The sequence below is a fragment of the Micromonospora jinlongensis genome, from assembly GCF_013410645.1.
Lineage (GTDB): Bacteria > Actinomycetota > Actinomycetes > Mycobacteriales > Micromonosporaceae > Micromonospora > Micromonospora zamorensis.
Genome location: NZ_JACCHK010000001.1, coordinates 6,352,785 through 6,371,021, shown reverse-complemented (window position 1 = coordinate 6,371,021; position 18,237 = coordinate 6,352,785). Strand labels below are relative to the sequence as shown.

Sequence of the window (18,237 nt, the reverse complement as noted above, 5' to 3'; positions counted from 1 at the left end):
CCGGTGGGTCGACCACCGGGGGCGCACTCGTCGAGCGGATCAGCCGGCCAGTCGCCGGTAGCGGGCGACCGAGAGCGGCAGGAAGACCGCGACCAGGACGACCGGCCAGAGCACCGCCAGCCACGGGTAGTGCTGGGCCGCCCAGGAGTCACCACCCCAACCGGGGTTGCCGAACAGCTCACGGGTCGCGCCGACGGTCGCCGACAGCGGGTTCCAGGCGGCCACCGCACCGAGCCACGCGGTCATGGTGGACGGTGCGACGAACGCGTTGGAGAGGAAGCCGAGCGGAAACTCCAGGGTCTGCACGGCCACCACGGCCGTCTGCCCGCGGGTGACCAACCCGAGGAAGATGCCGACCCAGATCAGGGCGAAGCGCAGCAGCAGGATCAGTCCCACCGCCGCCAGCGTGGCACCGGCCCCGCCGTGCGCCCGCCACCCGATCGCGAGACCGGTCAACAGCAGGACCGCGAGGGTGACCAGGGCGAACAGCATGTCCGCCACGGCCCGGCCCACCAGCGGGGCCAGCGGTGAGACGGGCATCGACCGGAGCCGGTCGGTCACCCCGCGCTCCAGGTCCTCGGCGACGGCGATCGTGGTGAGGCTGATGCCGAACACCATGGTCATCACGTACATGCCGGGCATCAGGAACTCCCGGTAGCTGCCGCCGCCGGGCACCTGCAACGCGCCACCGAACAGGTAGGCGAACATCAGCACGATCAGGATGTTGAAGCCGAGCGAGGCGATCAGCGGGCCAGGATCACGTCGCCAGCGGGCCAGGCCGCGCCAGATCAGGGTGCCGCTGTCGGTCAGGAGAGCTGGCCGGCCGGGCGTCAGGTCCACCGCCGGGGCCGGCATGCTCGTCGCGCTCATGCCGCCACCTCCTCGGCGGTCCGGGTCCGGTGCCCGGTGAGGTGCAGGAACACGTCGTCCAGGGTGGGACGGCGCAGCGCGACGTCCGCCACCGGGACGTTCACGGCGTCGAGCGCCCGCAACACGTCGACGAGCGCGCCGGCCCGGTGACCGACCCGGACGCTCACCATCCGCCGGTCCACGTCGACCGTCGGCTCGCGGTCGGCCACCCCGCGCACCTGGGCGACGGCGGTGGCGAGGTCGGTCGGGGCCGCGACGACCACCTCGATCCGATCGCCGCCGAGCTGGGTCTTGAGGTCGTCCGGAGTCCCCTCGGCGATCACCCGGCCGGTCTCGACCACCGAGATCCGGTCGGCGAGTTGGTCGGCCTCGTCCAGGTGCTGGGTGGTGAGCAGCACTGTGGTGCCGGTGCGCACCAACTCCCGGACCGACTCCCACACCTCGTTGCGGCCACGCGGGTCTAGCCCGGTGGTGGGTTCGTCGAGGAAGAGGACCGCGGGAGCCAGGATCATGCCGGCGGCCAGGTCGAGCCGACGGCGCATGCCCCCCGAGTACGTGCTGACCGGCTGCTCGGCTGCGTCGGCGAGACCGAAGCGTTCCAGCAGCTCGCCCGCCCGCTGCCGGGCCCGGCGGCGACCCAGGTGGAACAGCCGGCCGAAGAGCACCAGGTTCTGCCGGCCGCTCAGCGCCTCGTCGAGCGCGGGATGCTGCCCCACCAGCCCGATGCGGTAGCGGACCTGGTCGGGCTGGCGGGTCACGTCGTACCCGGCGACCTCGGCGCGGCCCCCGTCCAGCCGGAGCAGGGTGGACAGGATCCGTACCGAAGTGGTCTTGCCGGCCCCGTTCGGGCCGAGCAGGCCGCACACCGTGCCCTGCCGCACCCGCAGGTCGAAGCCGTCCAGTGCGTAGCGGTCCCGATATCGCTTACGCAGCGCTTCGGCCACTATCGCGTCGTCTCTCGTCGTCACAGCGCTCCCCTCCCACAGGCGTCCAACAGCTGTTACCGTACAACATACGGTAAGGAATACGGGAACGCCGCCTCGATTAGGTTCGACAGATGACGATCTCCTTGGACGGTCGGCGGTTCCGGGCCGTGGCGGACGTGGTGGCCGGCGAGGTGGGCACGCAGACCGTGTTCGCGTACCACGAACGGGCCGGCGAGGTGTGGGCCGAGTACGCCGGCGGGTCCATCCGACGCGGCCACCTGGTCGGCACCCGTACGGGCGACCGACTGGACTTCCGGTACGTCCAGCTCAACACCGACGGTCAGACGTCCTCGGGGCACTGCGTCTCGGAGGTGTCGGTGCTGCCCGACGGCCGGGTCCGGCTGCACGAGACCTGGTCGTGGGAGTCCCGGCCGGGCAGCGGCAGCAGCGTGGTGGAGGAGGTGCCGGCTCCCTGACGGTTCACCGATGGGGCAGTGCGGCTACGCGGGCTCGGTGCTCGCGGCCTGGCCGACGACACCGACGTTGAGCGGGTCGGCCAGGAGCTTGTCGAACGCCAACTCGGCGGCGCCGATCAGGACGGCGTCGCGGCCGAGGGCCGCCGCGCGCAGCCGCAGGTGCTCGCGGGAGGCCGGCAGCGGCATGGTGTCCAGTCGCTCGCGTACCACCTCGGCACCCGCGCTGAAGATGTCGCGGAGAGTTCCACCGAACACCACGGCGTCCGGGTTGACCACGTTGACCAGGTTGGCCACACCGAAGCCGAGCCAGTCGGCGACCTGCTCGACCGCCTCCCGGGCGGTCCGGTCGCCTTCCGCGGCCGCACGCAGCACCTCGGCCACCGCCCCACGGTCACCTGGGTCCAGGCCCGCGTGCCGCAGCAACGCGGCTTCGGAGATCTCGGTCTCCCAGCAGCCGCGTGAGCCGCAGCCGCAGGGCAGACCGTTCGGGTTGACGACCATGTGGCCGACCTTGCCGCTGTGGCCACGGTGGCCGGCGATCAGTCGACCGCCGACGATGATGCCGGCACTGATGCCCAGGTCGCCGTGCAGGTAGATGACGTCGTCGATGCCCACCGCCACGCCCCGTACGTGCTCGGCCAGGCCGGCGATGTCGGCCAGGTCACCGGCCACGAAACCCGGGCCGGGGCGGAACTCCGCCGCCAGCGCGGTGCCGAGCGTCTCGTCCACGCCGGCGATCCGGATCCTGCCGTCCGGGTCTCGGGTGGTGTCGGTGACCGCGACCGCGCCGCCGACCAGCAGCGCGTCGGGGGCCACGGAGCGTTCCATGTCACGGACCAGGTCGGCGAGAGGCCCGACGGCGTCGATCGCCGACATGCCACCGGGTCGAGGGATCTCTCGCAGATCGAGGATCTGCCCACCGAGACCGACCCGGGCGGCGCGCAGCCGGTCGGCGTCGATGCTCAGGGCGTGTGCGTAGACCCGGTCGGAGCGGGGGCTGACGACCAGAGAAGGCCGGCCGGCGCGGCGGGCGGTGGTGGGTGCCTCCTCGGTGACCAGTCCGCTGGCCACCAGGTCGGCAGCGAGGGCGCCGATGGTGCTGCGATTGAGGCCGAGCCGACCGGTCAGCTCGGCCCGGGACGTCGGCCCGTGCAGGTGGACGTGGCGCAGCACGGCGCCGAGGTTCTGTCGCCGGATCTCCTCCTGGCTGGCGCCGGGAACGGACGGCAGCGGGGAGTCGGTGTTGCGGCCGACGCCGGCTGGCCTGGACCGGACGGGTGACGCCACGGTCAGACCTCCTTCCGGGTCGGTGCCGGGTGGTGCGGGGCTGTCAGGACGACGATGGGTCCCGGAAGAGGAGATCCGGGACCCATCGGCGTTGCTGCCTACCGTGCGGTGATTACTTGGTGAGCGGCGCGAGCTTCGGGTCGTTGGCGTACGCCTCAGCCGCGTTCGCCTTGGTGACGGCGACCGGCGGGAGCAGGTACGTGTCGACGACCTTGCTGCCGTTGTTGTAGGACTTGGTGTCGTTCACCTGCGGGGCGTTACCGGCCTGGAGAGCCTTGACCATGTTGACGGTCTCCTTCACCAGGTTGCGGGTGTCCTTGTTGATCGTCATGTACTGCTCGCCAGCGACGATCGACTTGACCGACTCAACCTCGGAGTCCTGACCGGTGACGACCGGGGTCGGCTTGCCAGCACCCTTGACCGAGGTCAGGATGGCGCGGGCCAGCGTGTCGTTCGGGGAGAGGACGCCGTCCAGCTCCTTGTTGCCGTAGGTCGAGGTGAGCAGCTGGTCCATGCGGGCCTGCGCACCCTCGGCCTTCCAGCCCTGGATGGCGGTCTGCTTCACGTCGGTCTGCTTCGAGGCGACGACCACGTTGCCCTTGTCGATCTCCGGCTTGAGCACGTCCATCGCGCCGTTGAAGAAGACACCGGCGTTGTTGTCGTCCGGCGAGCCGGAGAACAGCTCGATGTTGTACGGGCCGTTCGGCTTCTTGGCCTTCATGCCGTCCAGCAGGGCCTGGCCCTGGAGCTGGCCGACCTTGAAGTTGTCGAACGCGACGTAGTAGTCGAGGTCCGGCGTGTTGGTGATGAGCCGGTCGTACGCGATGACCTTGGCACCGGCTGCGTGGGCCGCTGCCACCTGGGTCGACAGCTGCGCGGCGTCGGTCGCGCCGATGACGATGACCTTGGCGCCCTTGGTGGTCATGGCGGTGATCTGGGCCTGCTGGTCGGCGACCGTGGTCGACGCGCCGGCGTACTGCACGTCAGCCTGGAAACCGGCCTCCTTGAGGCCACTGGTGAACAGGTCACCGGCGAGGACCCAGTTCTCCGAGGTCTTGGCCGGAAGGGCGACACCGATCAGCGAGTTCGCCGCGAAGCCCTTGGCGGCCTCGCCGCCGGAGTCGCTGTCGCCGTCACGGCCGGAGCCGCAGCCGGCGAGGGCCAGCATGGCGGCGGCGCTGATGGCGACCACCGACGTACCAAAGAATCTACGCATGTGAGGACTTGCCTTTCTAGATGGTGAGGCGGGTGGAGAGGTCGGTGGCCGTCAGCCGGACACCGCTGCCTTGGCGGGCTCGCGCTCCGCGTCCGGCGGTGAGGCGGGTGGGGCGGAGTCGTCGCGACGGAACGGCCGCATCAGACTCCCGATGATGGAGAACCGCCCCTGGCTCTTGTTGTAGACGTCGATCGCGACTGCCAGCAGCAGGACCAGGCCCTTGATGATCTGGACGCGGTCGGTGCCGACGCCCATCAGCTGCAGGCCGTTGTTGAGCACGGCCATGACGAGACCACCGACGATCGAGCCGCTGATGGTGCCGATACCACCGGAGACGGCCGCGCCCCCGATGAAGACGGCCGCGATGGCGTCCAGCTCCCAGCCGTTGCCGTCCTGCGGTCCGGAGGCCGCCGAACGGGCCACGAAGATCATGCCGGCCAGCGCGGCCAGGACGGACATGTTCATCATGACGAAGAAGTTGACCCGCTTGAGCTTCACACCGGACAGCTCGGCCGCCCGGGAGTTGCCGCCCACCGCGTAGATGTGCCGGCCGCCGGCTGTGTTGCGGGTGTAGAAGGAGTACGCGATCACCAGGACCAGCAGGATGATGCCGGAGATCGGGAAGCTGGTGCCGACGCGACCGCTGGCGAAGCGCAGCGCGGCGAAGGCGATCGCCCCGACCATGATGGCCATCCGCAGGATCGAGATCCACATGGGAGCCGGGTCGGCGTCCATCGCCCGCCGGGTCTTGCGGGCCTGGATCTCGCGCCACACCACCGCCACCGCCGCGGCCAGACCCAGCAGCAGCGTGGCGTTGTTGTAGCCGGTGTTCGGACCGAACTCGGGCAGGAAGCCGGAGCCGATCTCCCGGAAGCCTTCCGGCACCGGGATCGTGTTGGCGTTACCGATGAACTGGTTACCACCACGGAACAGCAGCATGCCGGCCAGGGTGACGATGAACGCCGGCACCCCGATGTAGGCCACCCAGAAGCCCTGCCAGGCGCCGATGAGCGCGCCGATGCCGAGGCCGAACAGGATGGCGACGGGCCAGGGCAGCGACCAGTCGGCCATCGACTTGGCCACCAGGATGCCCGCGAAGGCCGCGACGGAGCCGACCGACAGGTCGATGTGCCCGGCGACGATCACCATGAGCATGCCGATGGCCAGAATCAGAATGTACGAGTTCTGCTGGAACAGCGCGATCAGGTTGTCCGACCGCAGGGTGAGGCCATCGGTCAGGATCTGGAACAGGACGACGATCGCCACCAGGGTGAAGATCATTCCGAACTGGCGAGCGTTGGAGGTCGTGCCTCCGAACAGGTTCTTCTGAAGGTCCTTCAATCGGCTCATCGTGTGGCCATCTTCTTCGTCGAGGTCATCTGCTTCATGAGGTTTTCCGGGGTGGCGTCCGCCCGGGCGATCTCGCCCGTGATGGCACCTTCGAACACGGTGTAGATGCGGTCGCACAGCCCGATCAGCTCAGGCAGCTCCGAGGAGATGACGATGACGCCCTTCCCCTGGTCGGCGAGCCGCTGGATGATGCCGTAGATCTCGTACTTGGCACCCACGTCGATGCCGCGTGTCGGCTCGTCGAGGATCAGCAGGTCCGGGTCGGTGAACATCCACTTCGCCAGCACGACCTTCTGCTGGTTGCCGCCGGAGAGCTTGGAGACGCTCTCGTCGACCGTCGGGGCCTTGGTCCGCAGCTCCTTGCGGTACGACTCGGCCGCCTGGTATTCCTCGACCTCGCTCAGGACACCCCGGTGCGAGATCTTGGACAGCTTGGCGGCCACCGTCGACGACTTGATGTCGTCGAGCAGGTTGAGGCCGATCGCCTTGCGGTCCTCGCTGACGTACGCGAGCCCGTTGTCGATCGCGTCCGCGACCGACTTCAGGACGATCTCCTTGCCGTCCTTGATGATCGTGCCCGACTCGAACACCCCGTAGGAGCGGCCGAAGACACTCATCGCCAGTTCGGTACGGCCCGCGCCCATCAGACCGGCGAAGCCGACAATCTCGCCGCGGCGCACCACGAAGCTCTCGTTCTTGCAGACCTGCCGGTCGGCGGAGATCGGGTGCCGGACGTTCCAGTTGCGAACCTCGAAGAAGACCTCGCCGATCTTCGGCGTGTGGTCCGGGAACCGACTGCTCAGCTCTCGGCCGACCATGCCCCGCACGATCCGGTCCTCGTCGACCCCGTCCGCCTTGACGTCCAGGGTCTCCACGGTCCGACCGTCGCGCAGGATGGTGATCTGGTCCGCGATCGCCTCGATCTCGTTGAGCTTGTGCGAAATCATGATCGAGGTGATGCCGCGGGAGCGGAACCCGCGCAGCAGGTCCAGCAGGTGCTTGGAGTCGGCCTCGTTCAACGCCGCGGTGGGCTCGTCCAGGATGAGCAGCTTCACGTCCTTGGCGAACGCCTTGGCGATCTCCACGAGCTGCTGCTTGCCGACCCCGATGTCCTTGATCAGGGTGTCCGGGTCCTCTTGCAGACCGACCCGGGCCATCAGGTCCAGCGCCATCCGGTTCGCGGCCTTCCAGTCGATCGCGCCCCGCTTGCGCGGTTCGTTGCCGAGGAAGATGTTCTCGGCGATCGACATTCCGGGAATGAGCGCGAGCTCCTGGTGGATGATCACGATGCCGGCGTTCTCACTGGCCCGGATGTCGGAGAACTTGCTCTCCGACCCCTGGTAGATGATCTGGCCGTCGTAGGTGCCGTGCGGGTAGACCCCGCTGAGCACCTTCATCAGGGTGGACTTGCCTGCGCCGTTCTCGCCGCAGATGGCATGGATCTCGCCGGCGCGAACCACCAGGTTGACGTCGGAGAGGGCCTTGACTCCAGGGAACTCCTTGGTGATGGAGCGCATCTCAAGGAGGATGGGCACGTCGCTCATCGCTCGTACCACCTCGCCAACGTCATCGGTTGCCTCCGGAAGGTTGAACCTTCACTTGGTTTTGTTGTTGACGGCAACGTATTGCGGCCGGAGGGTCATCCGCAAGGCGAGGGCCTGTTGAAAATGTAACAATCCGGCAATATAGACGTCACACTGTCTTCGCCCGTCACAGCCGCCCCCGCAGTCCCTCCCGGCACCCTCGCGCGGCGGTGGCAACGTTGTCAAATGACAGCGACGTGGCGGTTGACGCCAAGCACCCTTGACAAGCCCCGCCACCAGGGGTGATCCGCAGCAACCAGACAGACGACGACGCACCTGCGCACCCGCCACCATCGAAAAATCTTGATCGGACCGCGACGCCGACGTCCTCTCCGGGACGCCGCGGCAACCCTCGACCAGCGGTGTGACCCACGCCTCTATGGACGACCCGGATCGACGACGGTCACCTCGACACGCCCGCCACCAGGAGAGGGATCCGCGCCTTAACGCCCATTAAGGCCGATTCGCGGCCGTCGGCCGCGATCCACCCGGTCAGCTCGGGCGCAGCACCGCCTTGATCACGCCGTTCTCTCGGCGGTCGAAGCTGCGATAGAGCTCGGGAGCGTCGTCAAGGGTGCCGTGGTGGGTGACGATCATGCTGGGCCGCGCTCGGCCCGCAACGACCAGGTCCCGCAGAAGGACGGTGTAGCGGCGGTCGTGGGTGCGACCGAACCGGACCGCCACTCCCTTGCTGAACAGCGCTCCCCACGGCGCGACCAGGTTCTCGTGGCCGTCCGCGCCAGGGCCGGGGTGTGGGTCCCGGTCCGGGTACACACCGGCGACCGCGATCGCGCCAGCGGCATTGACCAGTCGGGCCGCGTCGGCGATGACCTGGTTCGGACGCTCCTGCTCGGGGTGCTCCCGGTCGCGGGCCTGAAACCCGACCGCGTCGATGACCTTGTCCACCCCGCCCAGCTTCTCCTCGCCGAGTGGCAGCCCGGTCCGGGCCCGGTCGGCGCGGATCTGCTCGACCGGGTCGCCCCGGCGAAAGTCGATCGGCACGGCGCCCATCTCGCCGGCCTTGTCGAGCCGGGCGGCGACACCGTCGACGCAGTACACGACCCGGGCACCCCGGAGCAGCGCCGAGTACGCGCTCAGCAGACCGATGGTGCCGGCGCCGAACACGGCCACCGTGTCACCTGGCTCGACCCCGGCGAGGGTGGCCGCGGCGTGCCACCCGGTGACGAACGCGTCGGCGAGCAGCACGAAGTCGTCCTCGTAGGCATCCCCCGGCTCCCCGGGCACGGGTACGCAGTTGGCGTCGGCCCACGGCACGCGCAGCAGGTCGGCCTGTGCGCCCCGGTACGGACCCATCCCGGCGTAGCCGTACGCCGCGCCCGGCCCCTCGGCCCGGGCCCGCAGGCAGGCTGCCGAGAGCCCTCGCGCGCACATCACGCACGTCCCGCAGAACAGGTGCGTGGGGATCACCACCCGCATGCCAGGCCGGACGGTCTGCACCGCGGTGCCGACCTCCTGCACCACACCCAACGGTTCGTGGCCCAGCACCAGGCCAGGCTCGGCGCTGGTCCGCCCGTCGTACATGTGCAGGTCGGTGCCGCAGAGGGCGGCGGAAGTGATCCGCACGACCACGTCGGTCTCCGCCTCCAACGTCGCGTCGGGCACCTCCCGCACGGCGACGGTCCGGACGTCCGTGTAGACGACGGCTCTCATCCCGGCACTCCTGTTCGGCAGCGGAAAGCCGGTCTTCCCCCGACTGCGCCCTTCATGCCCTCAAGCGGCAACCGGGTTGGCGGCGGTGCTATCTTAGGGGTCCTAAGTTATTTCCTAACCACCCAAAGGAACGGTATGCCACGGCAGGGCCTGACCAGCGCGCGCGTCTCGGCCGCCGCGGCCGAGCTGGCGGACTCGGTCGGCCTGTCCCGGTTGACCGTCGCTGCCGTCGCCCGGCGTTTCGGCGTCTCGGACGCCGCCCTGTACGTGCACGTCCGCAGCCGGGAGGCGTTGATCGAGCAGGTCGCGATCCGCGCGGCGGCCGGATTCGCCGACGCACTCGCGATCGCCGTGGCTGGTCGGGCGGGCAACCAGGCCCTCGTCGGGTTCGCCGACGCCTGGCGCGCGTTCGCCGTCACGCACCCGGGGCAGTACGCAGCGACCCAGATCCCGTTGCCGGTCGAGGTCGGCACGAGTTCGACGGGGCACCTGCGCCTCGTCGAGCTGAGCTACGCGATGCTGCGCGGTTACGGGCTCGACGAGCCCGCCCTGACCGACGCGTTGCGATTCGTCCGCAGCACCCTGCACGGCTTCGTGAGTCTCGAGACCGTGGACGGCTTCGGGCATCCCCGCGCCGTCGACGCGTCCTGGCACTCGATCCTCGACGCGGTGCACACCACACTGAGCAACTGGCCGACCGGAACGCGGGAGCAGCAGTGACCAGCCACGATCACCATGTCGAGTCGGCCGACGGGACCCGCCTGGTGGTCCGGCGCCTGGGTGCCGGCGACCCCGTCGTCCTCGTGCACGGCTCGGGCGGCGGGCTGCACTCCTGGGCCACCGTCGCGGACGACCTGGCCGACGACCACGAGGTGTGGATGCCGGCCCGGCGCGGCTACGGGCCCAGCGACGTCCCGCCCGGCCCCAAGTCCTTCGCGGAGGAGACCGCCGACCTGACCGCCGTCGTCGCGGCGGCCCGCCAGCCCTCCGGCAAGCCGGTCCATCTCGTCGGAGCGTCCTACGGAGCGACACTGGCGTTGCACACCGCATCGGCCGATTCGCGCGACGTACGCTCGCTGGCCGTCTTCGAGCCCCCGCTCTTCGCGGCCGGAGCGGAGATCGCACCCCTGCTCGACGAGTACCGTACCGCCTTCGAGCGCGACGACGCCGGGGCGATGGCAGCGGCGTTGAACGGCGTGACACGGGTTCCGGCTGAGGTCGTCGCCGCCTTCGCCGCCGCGGCCGGCGACCGGACGCCCGACCCGGTCGAGGCGCGGCGGTCGGCGATCGGTTGGCTGCACGATCTCGAGGCCCTCGCCGGGGACAGCACGGACATCGTCCGGTGGTCCTCGATCACCGTGCCGACTCTCGTGCTGTCCGGCGCTGACACGTGGGAGCCGATGCCCACGACGACGCACACCCTCGCGGCCACGATTCCGGCGGCACGCCACGTCGTCTGGCCGGGCCAGTCACACTTCGCGACCATGACGGCACCAGCCCTGGTCGCCGACACCCTGCGGCAGTTCTTCGCCGAGATCTCGGCGGCCTAGCCGAAACCCCGGGTGGCCGAGACGGCGACAGTTCCGCCGGTCAGCCCATCGAGTGCACCCGGTCCGGCTCGATGGTCAGGATGATCCTGACCTGGTCGCGGCCACCGAACCACGGGTACGGCCCGCCGAGGTAACGCTGCGCCAACTGGTCGATGTGTTCGGCGGCGCCCTCGGTGCTGGTACGGACCACCCGCCCGCGAACCTCGTGGTAGCGGCTCGGCTTCTGTGGGTCCGAGATCGCCACCGCCACCCGGGGGTCGCGCCGGACGTTGCGCGTCTTCTGGTGGGTCTCCACCGAGCTGGCGGGGCCAGCACGGTCCACACCGGACGTAGCATCGGCGAGGCACGATATTCAGGCGGACCACCCACCGACCGGATCGGGCACTCGACATGACGACCGAGCAGACCACGTCTCCCCCGCGTACCGGCGTCGGCATCACGGCCACCGGCCTGGGCCGCACCGTCCCAGGCGGCCGCCGCGTCCTGGACGACATCTCGCTGACCATCCAGCCCGGCGAGGTCGTCGCCGTCATCGGCGTCAGCGGCGCCGGCAAGACCACCCTGTTGGAGACGCTCGCCCGGGTACGGCTGCCGGCGACGGGCACCGTGGCACACGACGGGGCCGACGCGGTCCACGCGATCGGCTTCGTGCCCCAGGACGACATCATCCACCGCGAGCTGCCATTGGCCCGCACCCTGCGGTACGCGGCCCGGCTCCGCCTCCCACCCGGGACCGGGCCGACCGAGATCAGCGACCGGGTCGCCGAGGTGCTCGCCGAGCTGCGGCTCGCCGAGCGGGCCGAGGTGCCGGTGGGCCGGCTCAGCGGCGGTGAGCGCAAGCGCGCCAGCATCGCCGTCGAGCTGCTCGACCGGCCCGGGGTGTTCTTCCTGGACGAACCCACCTCCGGGCTGGATCCGGCGATCGCCGTGGAGTTGCTCCGGGTGCTGCGCACCCTCGCCGACGCGGGGACCACCGTCGTGCTCACCACCCACCAGATCACCGACGTGGACCACTGCGACCGGGTCGTGGTGCTGACCCGCCAGGGCCGCCTGGCGTTCGCCGGCACACCTTCCGTCGCCCGGGAGTTCTTCGGCCTGCGGTCCCTCGCGGAGGTGCATCTGCGCCTCGATGAGGAACCCGATCCGGCCGCCTGGCCCGACCGTTTCGCCGCTCAGCGCGACGCCGGCCCGCCGGTCCCCGCGACCGACCACGGTGACGTCTCCGCGCCAGCTCCCCGGCGGGTCGGCCGGTTGCGTCAGTGGGCCGTCCTCACCACACGCAATGCGGAGATCGTCGTCCGCAACCGGCTGACCCTGGCGATCCTGCTCGGCTCGCCGCTGATGGTGCTCGGCATGTTCGCGCTGCTGTTCCGCCCGGGCGCGTTCGATCCGACCCGGCCGAGCCCGACGGTGACCGTGATGATCCTGTTCTGGATCGCGTTCGGCGGCTTCTTCTTCGGGCTGACCTACGGGCTGCTGCAGATCTGCACCGAGTTGCCGATCCTGCGTCGCGAGCGGCTGGCGGGCGTCCGGCTGGTGCCGTACCTGATGGGGAAGATCGCGGTGCTGCTGCCGCTGCTTGCCGTGGTGGACCTGGCCCTGCTCGGGGTCTTGCGCGGCATCGACCGGCTGCCACCGGTCGACGGCCCGGATTTCGCCGCCCTGTACGCGACCCTGCTGTTCTCCTCGGCGGCGGCGCTCGCCCTCGGCCTGCTGTGCTCCGCGGCCGTCTCCGACGCGGCCCAGGCGACCCTCATGCTGCCGATGCTCTGCTTCCCGCAGGTGCTGTTCGTCGGCGCGATCCTGCCGGTGCCCACCATGGCGACCGGCGGTCAGTGGCTCAGCTACGCGATGTCGAACCGGTGGGCGTTCGAGGCCCTGGGGCACACCGCCGGGGTGGAGCAGCTCTGGCGGGACGGTGGTTCCCCGCTCGGCCCGCCGCTGCTCGCCACGTACGGTGACAGCTTCTCCCGGCCGGTGTGGGTGAACTGGCTGGTGCTCGGTGGCTTCGTGCTGCTCTTCCTGTGCGCCACCTGGGCGGTGCTGGCACGACGGGACTCCCGTGGCACGACCTGAGCTGCCGCGCACCTCCCCGACCGCGTTGCCGGGATACGTCGCCACGGGGCGGATCGACGAGCTGCGCGCCACCGAGTACCGCCACCTGGACACCGACGGGCAGGTGTATCTCGACTACGCCGGGGCCGGGGTGGCGGCACAGGCCCAGGTACGCGCACACCACGATCGGTTGCTCGCCGGCCTGTACAGCAATCCACACTCGGAGAACCCCGCCAGCGCGGCGGCAGGTTCGCTGGTGGACTCTGCCCGAGGGGCGGTGCTCGACTTCTTCCACGCCGACCCGGCCGAGTACGCGGTCGTCTTCACCCCGAACGCCAGCGGCGCCTGCCGGCTGGTCGGCGAGGCCTACGACTTCGGACGGGCCTCGCCGCTGGTGCTGACCTGGGACAACCACAACTCGGTCAACGGCATCCGGGAGTACGCCCGGGCAGCCGGCGGGGCCGTGCGCTACGTACCGCTGAGCGGGCCGGAGCTGCGGGTCGCGGAATCGGATCTGACCACGGTGCTCGACGCCGGCCCGCGCGGGCTGGCCGGACGGTGGGGTCGTACGGGCCGCCGAGGGTTGTTCGCCTACCCGGCGCAGAGCAACTTCTCCGGCGTGCAGCACCCGCTGAGCTGGGTGGAGTTGGCCCACCAGCACGGGTACGACGTGCTGCTCGACGCCGCCGCCTTCGCGCCGACGAACCGGTTGGACCTCAGCGTCGTCCGGCCGGACTTCGTGTGTCTGAGCTGGTACAAGCTCTTCGGCTACCCCACCGGGGTCGGCGCGCTGCTGGCCCGGCGCGACGCGCTGGCCCGGCTGCGCCGGCCGTGGTTCGCCGGCGGCACGATCCGCGCGGTCAGCGTGCAGGGCGACTGGCACCGGTCGATGGATGACGAGTCGGCGTTCGAGGACGGCACGCTCAACTTCCTGAGCATCCCGGACGTGGAGTTCGGGTTGCGCTGGCTCGACTCGATCGGCGTCGATCTCGTGCACACCCGCGTCGGCCTGCTCACCGAATGGTTGCTGGAGCGGCTGGTCACCCTGCGGCACGACACCGGCGGGCCGCTGGTCCAGGTGTACGGGCCGACGACGGGTGCGGCCCGCGGCGCGACGGTGACCTTCAACCTCTGCCATCCGGACGGCACGCTGGTCGACGAGCGGTTGGTCGCACGGGAGGCCGCGGCGGCCGGCTTTTCCCTGCGTACCGGCTGTTTCTGCAACCCGGGCGCGGGTGAGGGCGCGTTCGGGATCAGGCGGGAGTCGCTGCGGCGGCGGTTGTTGGCGCGGGTCGACACGATCGACCAGTATCTCGCCGCGTTGCGGCTGCCGACGGGCGGCGCGGTCCGCGTCTCGTTCGGACTGGCCTCCACCGCGACCGACGCGGAGCGCTTCGTCGCCTTCGTCCAGTCGACCTACCTGAATCGTGAAGCCGGCATCGAGGCTGCTCTGCCGCCCCGGCTGCGGTGTTGACCTGACCGACGGCGCGCTAGCTGACCTGGGCCACGGGCGCCGGGCGGTGCTTGATCTCCTCCATGAACGGGAACTGGGCGGTGAGCTCGGCGATCGTCATCCCGGCCTGCCAGGCCGCCGCCACCTTGGCGACCTGCAACAGGTCCATGACGTCGCCGCGCGCGAGGACCTCGCCCGAGACCTGCAGATCGATCATGAAGTATCGGGCCTGCGATCCCAGCTTCACGCAGACCACGCCCTGCCCGGAGTGCAGCTCGGCGCAGGTGAACCGGCTCCGCCCCTGCTCGGGGGCGGTGACCCGGCCGAGATCGAGCCCATGACGGGCAGCGGTTTCGATGAGCGCGGGGGCCAGGCCACCCCGCTCGACCAGATCCGGGTAGAGGCGCACACCCAGCGCCGTCGACGCGTCGCTCATGACTGACTCCCACTTCCTTGTGACAGAGACCAGCAGCGCGCAGGTTACGGGGAGGTTTCCCGCACGCCTCGCCATCCTGTCCCGGGTGGACGCCTCACGGCAATAGGAAGGGTCGATTCGACCGCTATCGAGTAGTACTCGGCCGCGGCGACCTGCTTCGATGCGGCGACTGCCGTCCACCGTGCAGACATCGGTCGACCTCGTGTTCGTGTCGCCCACCGGCACTCCACCGCTCACTGCACAGCATCGGGCGGTAACGGACGGTTGGCATATTGGAAACAGTCTTGACAGAAGGACATGATATCGACATGCTTCAGTCTAGAGAGCGCTCTCCGCCCTCTCCGGTACGCAGCCTCCGCCACCCCCTCGCTGAGGAGCCTCCCGTGTTCACAGCCCGCCCCAGCCTCCGCTTCCGCCCTCTCGTACTCATGGCGGTCGCCCTCGTCGCGACCGCCGCGGCACTCGTCGTCCCGCCGCATCCCGACCGGGCCGAAGCCGCCATCGGCTCGATCAGCTGGCAGGACGAGTTCAACTCCCCCGCCGGCACGCCTGTCGACCAGAACAAGTGGCGGTTCGACATCGGCGGCAGCGGTTGGGGCAACAACGAGCGGCAGTACTACACGAACAGCACCAGCAACGCCGTCCACGACGGCCAGGGCAACCTCGTCATCACGGCCCGCCGGGACAACCCCGCCAACTACCAGTGCCACTACGGGCGCTGTGAGTACACGTCGGCCCGGCTCCTGTCGGCGGCCACCTTCACCCAGACGTACGGTCGGTTCGAGGCGCGGATCAAGATCCCGCGCGGTCAGGGCATCTGGCCCGCGTTCTGGATGCTCGGCACCGGCGGCGGCTGGCCCGACGCTGGCGAGATCGACATCATGGAGAACATCGGCCGGGAGCCCAACACCGTGTACGGCACGGTGCACGGACCCGGCTACTCGGGCGGCGGCGGCATCACCGGCAGCCGCACCATCGGGGCACCGCTCGCCGACGACTTCCACACCTACCGGGTCGACTGGGAGCCGAACGTGATCACCTGGTACCTGGACGGGGTGCAGTACCACCGGGTCGACCCCGCCCGGCTCGGCGGCAACCGTTGGGTGTTCGACCACCCCTTCTTCATGATCCTCAACGTGGCGGTCGGCGGTAACTGGCCCGGCTACCCGGACGGCTCCACGCAGTTCCCCCAGCAGATGCTCGTCGACTACGTCCGGGTGTCCAGCTACACCTCCGACGGTGGCGGCAACCCGACTCCCGGCACCAGCCGGATCCGCGGCGCGCAGAGCGGCCGCTGCATCGACATCCCCAGCGCCAACCCCGTCGACGGCGCGAAGCTCCAGATCTGGGACTGCAACACCACAGCCGCGCAGGCCTGGACCTTCGCCTCGGACGGGACCATCCGCGCGATGGGCAAATGCATGGACCCGGCCTGGGCCGGCACCGCCAACGGCACCGAGGTCAACCTCGTCACGTGCAACGGCAATCCCGCGCAGCGCTTCACCCTCAACGCGGCCGGCGACCTGGTCAACCTCAACGCCAACAAGTGCGTGGACGTGCGGGAAGCCAACCCCAACAACGGCGGCAAGCTGCACCTCTGGGACTGCCTCGGCGCCGCCAACCAGAAGTGGTCTCGCATCTGACGACACCAGCACCGACGAGTGGGCCGTCCGAGCACAGCATCGGGCGGCCCACCGCCGTGTGGGCCCCAGCCCGGGCGACTCCGGATTCAGCCGATGACGCGGCAGGTTGCCTCCTGCCCGCTATGTTCGGATTAATCCAGATGTTCGGCCGCTCGGGAGTGAACTCATGTCGCACCATCTCGACACCCCGCTCGCCGCCCAGGGCGGCCAGCTCTACATCGACGACCTGTACGTCTTCAACGGCAACCGCGCCACGGTGTTCGTGATGGACGTGAACAGCTCGGTGACCAAGGCTGACATCAAGCGCGGCTTCCACGCCGAGGGCCGTTACGAGATCAAGATCCACGTCAACGGCGCCGAGATGGAGGATCTGACCTACCGGTTCGCCTTCGGCGAGCTCGACGGTGACAACAGGCAGACCTTCCAGCTGTACGAGCTGACCGGGGCGGACGCCCGCGACGACGCCGCGATGGGCACTCCCATCGCGGAGGGGCGCACCGGCGAGGTGACGACCGGCGGCAACGTCCGGATCTGGGCCGGGCGGATCGCCGACCCGTTCTTCATCGATCTCGACGAACTCGCCACCATCAACGGCGCGGTGAAGAACGGGTCGATGGTGGACCGCTCAGCGTGGCGCGTCGACCAGGCCAAGAACAGCTTCGCCGGCACCACCGTGGAGTCGATCGTCCTTGAGGTCTCCCATGACGAGCCGCTGCTGCGCGACGGCACCGAGATCGGCGTGTGGTGTCGCACGCTGCTGGCCACCGATGCCGGTGGCTGGCGCCAGATCAACCGTGCCGGCCACCCCATGATGTGGCCGATCTTCTGGCCGCACGACACCGACTTCTCGGATCCCGCCAACTTCCGCCACCCCAGTCGCGACCTCACCGAGGACGGCGAGGAGATCGCCAACGCCGTCGCGGGTGTCGTCGCGGCGAACGGCACCGCACCGGACCCGCAGGCGTACGGCTGGAGCGTCGCGCGACAGCTCTACCCCGACATGCTCTCGTACAAGGTCGGCACGGCCGCCAACTTCGGCTTCGCGATCCGCAACGGGCGCACCATGGCCGACAACGCGCCCGAGGTGATGTTCTCCCTGGTCCTCAACACCGGCACCACCTCCGGGCTCACTCCGGAGGTCACCAAGGCGGCCCGTGCCGCCTCCTTCCCCTATGTGGTCCCGGCCTGAACGGTGCCCGAAGGGCCGCTCACGCCCCGGAACCACCCACTCTGGCCGTGATCCACTCGCCTTCATGGAAGTCGGGCTATCCGGGACGTCCCGATACCCCGCCTTCATTGAAACCGAGTCGATCACACAGATAGCCGGACAGCCGTGGTCGGCGACCGACGGGCCGTGAAAGCCCACTGACCTCCTCGGCGATGCCGAGGAGGTCAGTGGACGAAAAGCGAGCTGTGTCAGCCCTCGATGTCACGGGGGTCACGACTGCGGGGGTAGGTGTTCTTCTCCCCGATCGTGCCGTCCTGCTTCTTGATCACGTGCTCGACGCCACGGTCGGCGGCCATCTCGCGGCCCTGGGCCTGCGCGTCGGCCTTCACGTCATGCGTGCTGCTGGCCCGCTCGTTGCCCTCCGGCTTGTTCTTCCACTGCCCGTCCTCGTGGTAGGTCTCGACGTCACCCTTGGCCATGGCCGGCTCCCTCCCTGCGTCTGAACTGTCTCCCGAATCAGTGCCCCCAGGCACGCCGGGGCAAACTGCCGTCC

At 69.7% G+C, this 18,237-nt stretch carries 17 protein-coding genes; 7 read left to right on the top strand and 10 right to left on the bottom strand.

What is annotated here, in order from left to right; genetic code table 11:
- Positions 1-39 precede the first annotated feature (39 nt).
- Positions 40-870 (bottom strand): ABC transporter permease, encoded by an 831-nt coding sequence (locus tag HNR22_RS28710; RefSeq protein ID WP_179782993.1) that lies wholly within the window; start codon positions 868-870, stop codon positions 40-42.
- Positions 867-1,838 carry an ATP-binding cassette domain-containing protein gene (locus tag HNR22_RS28705; RefSeq protein ID WP_179782992.1) on the bottom strand — a complete coding sequence of 324 codons (972 nt, stop codon included), beginning with the start codon at positions 1,836-1,838 and terminating at the stop codon, positions 867-869. The genes HNR22_RS28710 and HNR22_RS28705 overlap by 4 nt, the downstream gene beginning before the upstream one ends.
- 89 nt (positions 1,839-1,927) lie before the next feature.
- Here HNR22_RS28705 and HNR22_RS28700 point away from each other — a divergent pair, with 89 nt between their 5' ends.
- Complete coding sequence (locus HNR22_RS28700; protein ID WP_179782991.1) at positions 1,928-2,272, top strand: avidin-fold protein; 345 nt, start codon at positions 1,928-1,930, stop codon at positions 2,270-2,272.
- Between the two features lie 24 nt (positions 2,273-2,296).
- Here the strand turns inward: HNR22_RS28700 and HNR22_RS28695 are convergent, their stop codons facing one another.
- The 5 genes from HNR22_RS28695 to HNR22_RS28675 form a co-directional block, all read right to left on the bottom strand.
- Complete coding sequence (locus HNR22_RS28695) at positions 2,297-3,502, bottom strand: ROK family transcriptional regulator (RefSeq protein WP_218908481.1); 1,206 nt, start codon at positions 3,500-3,502, stop codon at positions 2,297-2,299.
- 169 nt (positions 3,503-3,671) lie between these two features.
- Positions 3,672-4,775 carry a substrate-binding domain-containing protein gene (locus tag HNR22_RS28690; protein WP_179782989.1) on the bottom strand — a complete coding sequence of 368 codons (1,104 nt, stop codon included), beginning with the start codon at positions 4,773-4,775 and terminating at the stop codon, positions 3,672-3,674.
- Positions 4,776-4,826: 51 nt separating this feature from the next.
- Positions 4,827-6,125: a multiple monosaccharide ABC transporter permease gene (mmsB, locus tag HNR22_RS28685; RefSeq protein WP_088947152.1), complete on the bottom strand. Its 1,299-nt coding sequence runs from the start codon at positions 6,123-6,125 to the stop codon at positions 4,827-4,829.
- Entirely contained in the window at positions 6,122-7,669 is a 1,548-nt protein-coding gene (mmsA, locus tag HNR22_RS28680; protein WP_179782988.1) for a multiple monosaccharide ABC transporter ATP-binding protein, read from the bottom strand. Before mmsA ends, mmsB begins: the two co-directional genes overlap by 4 nt.
- A 531-nt stretch (positions 7,670-8,200) precedes the next feature.
- Positions 8,201-9,379 carry an alcohol dehydrogenase catalytic domain-containing protein gene (locus tag HNR22_RS28675; protein WP_179782987.1) on the bottom strand — a complete coding sequence of 393 codons (1,179 nt, stop codon included), beginning with the start codon at positions 9,377-9,379 and terminating at the stop codon, positions 8,201-8,203.
- Positions 9,380-9,514: 135 nt separating this feature from the next.
- Here HNR22_RS28675 and HNR22_RS28670 point away from each other — a divergent pair, with 135 nt between their 5' ends.
- Complete coding sequence (locus tag HNR22_RS28670; protein ID WP_179782986.1) at positions 9,515-10,099, top strand: TetR/AcrR family transcriptional regulator; 585 nt, start codon at positions 9,515-9,517, stop codon at positions 10,097-10,099.
- Positions 10,096-10,929 (top strand): alpha/beta fold hydrolase, encoded by an 834-nt coding sequence (locus HNR22_RS28665; RefSeq protein WP_179782985.1) that lies wholly within the window; start codon positions 10,096-10,098, stop codon positions 10,927-10,929. Before HNR22_RS28670 ends, HNR22_RS28665 begins: the two co-directional genes overlap by 4 nt.
- Positions 10,930-10,969: 40 nt before the next feature.
- Here the strand turns inward: HNR22_RS28665 and HNR22_RS28660 are convergent, their stop codons facing one another.
- The gene (locus tag HNR22_RS28660) at positions 10,970-11,251 is read right to left on the bottom strand and encodes a pyridoxamine 5'-phosphate oxidase family protein (protein ID WP_179782984.1); all 282 of its coding nucleotides are present in this window, start codon (positions 11,249-11,251) and stop codon (positions 10,970-10,972) included.
- Positions 11,252-11,319: 68 nt separating this feature from the next.
- Between HNR22_RS28660 and HNR22_RS28655 the strand changes: the two genes are divergently transcribed.
- Entirely contained in the window at positions 11,320-13,005 is a 1,686-nt protein-coding gene (locus HNR22_RS28655; RefSeq protein ID WP_179782983.1) for an ABC transporter ATP-binding protein/permease, read from the top strand.
- On the top strand, positions 12,992-14,458 hold the full coding sequence (locus HNR22_RS28650) for an aminotransferase class V-fold PLP-dependent enzyme (RefSeq protein WP_179782982.1): 1,467 nt from the start codon (positions 12,992-12,994) through the stop codon (positions 14,456-14,458). Before HNR22_RS28655 ends, HNR22_RS28650 begins: the two co-directional genes overlap by 14 nt.
- 16 nt (positions 14,459-14,474) lie before the next feature.
- Here HNR22_RS28650 and HNR22_RS28645 read toward each other — a convergent pair whose 3' ends face one another.
- Entirely contained in the window at positions 14,475-14,873 is a 399-nt protein-coding gene (locus HNR22_RS28645; protein ID WP_179782981.1) for a hypothetical protein, read from the bottom strand.
- A 383-nt stretch (positions 14,874-15,256) separates the two neighbouring features.
- On the opposite strand from HNR22_RS28645, the gene HNR22_RS28640 reads away from it, so the two are divergent.
- Positions 15,257-16,516: a family 16 glycosylhydrolase gene (locus tag HNR22_RS28640; RefSeq protein ID WP_343060002.1), complete on the top strand. Its 1,260-nt coding sequence runs from the start codon at positions 15,257-15,259 to the stop codon at positions 16,514-16,516.
- A gap of 166 nt (positions 16,517-16,682) precedes the next feature.
- A complete protein-coding gene (locus HNR22_RS28635; protein ID WP_179782980.1) occupies positions 16,683-17,705 on the top strand; it encodes a DUF4331 family protein in 1,023 nt (340 codons plus the stop codon).
- 227 nt (positions 17,706-17,932) lie between these two features.
- On the opposite strand, the gene HNR22_RS28630 is transcribed toward HNR22_RS28635, so the two are convergent.
- Positions 17,933-18,163, bottom strand: a complete 231-nt coding sequence (locus HNR22_RS28630; RefSeq protein ID WP_179782979.1) for a DUF2188 domain-containing protein — start codon at positions 18,161-18,163, stop codon at positions 17,933-17,935.
- Between the last annotated feature and the right edge of the window lie 74 nt (positions 18,164-18,237).

Bases quoted from the DNA above. Each gene is read 5' to 3' on its own strand.
- HNR22_RS28675 (WP_179782987.1), bottom strand. From the start codon at position 9,379: ATGAGAGCCGTCGTCTACACGGACGTCCGGACCGTCGCCGTGCGGGAG.
- HNR22_RS28655 (WP_179782983.1), top strand. From the start codon at position 11,320: ATGACGACCGAGCAGACCACGTCTCCCCCGCGTACCGGCGTCGGCATC.
- HNR22_RS28635 (WP_179782980.1), top strand. From the start codon at position 16,683: ATGTCGCACCATCTCGACACCCCGCTCGCCGCCCAGGGCGGCCAGCTC.
- HNR22_RS28710 (WP_179782993.1), bottom strand. From the start codon at position 870: ATGAGCGCGACGAGCATGCCGGCCCCGGCGGTGGACCTGACGCCCGGC.
- HNR22_RS28700 (WP_179782991.1), top strand. From the start codon at position 1,928: ATGACGATCTCCTTGGACGGTCGGCGGTTCCGGGCCGTGGCGGACGTG.
- HNR22_RS28645 (WP_179782981.1), bottom strand. From the start codon at position 14,873: ATGAGCGACGCGTCGACGGCGCTGGGTGTGCGCCTCTACCCGGATCTG.
- HNR22_RS28670 (WP_179782986.1), top strand. From the start codon at position 9,515: ATGCCACGGCAGGGCCTGACCAGCGCGCGCGTCTCGGCCGCCGCGGCC.
- HNR22_RS28630 (WP_179782979.1), bottom strand. From the start codon at position 18,163: ATGGCCAAGGGTGACGTCGAGACCTACCACGAGGACGGGCAGTGGAAG.
- mmsA (WP_179782988.1), bottom strand. From the start codon at position 7,669: ATGAGCGACGTGCCCATCCTCCTTGAGATGCGCTCCATCACCAAGGAG.
- mmsB (WP_088947152.1), bottom strand. From the start codon at position 6,125: ATGAGCCGATTGAAGGACCTTCAGAAGAACCTGTTCGGAGGCACGACC.
- HNR22_RS28690 (WP_179782989.1), bottom strand. From the start codon at position 4,775: ATGCGTAGATTCTTTGGTACGTCGGTGGTCGCCATCAGCGCCGCCGCC.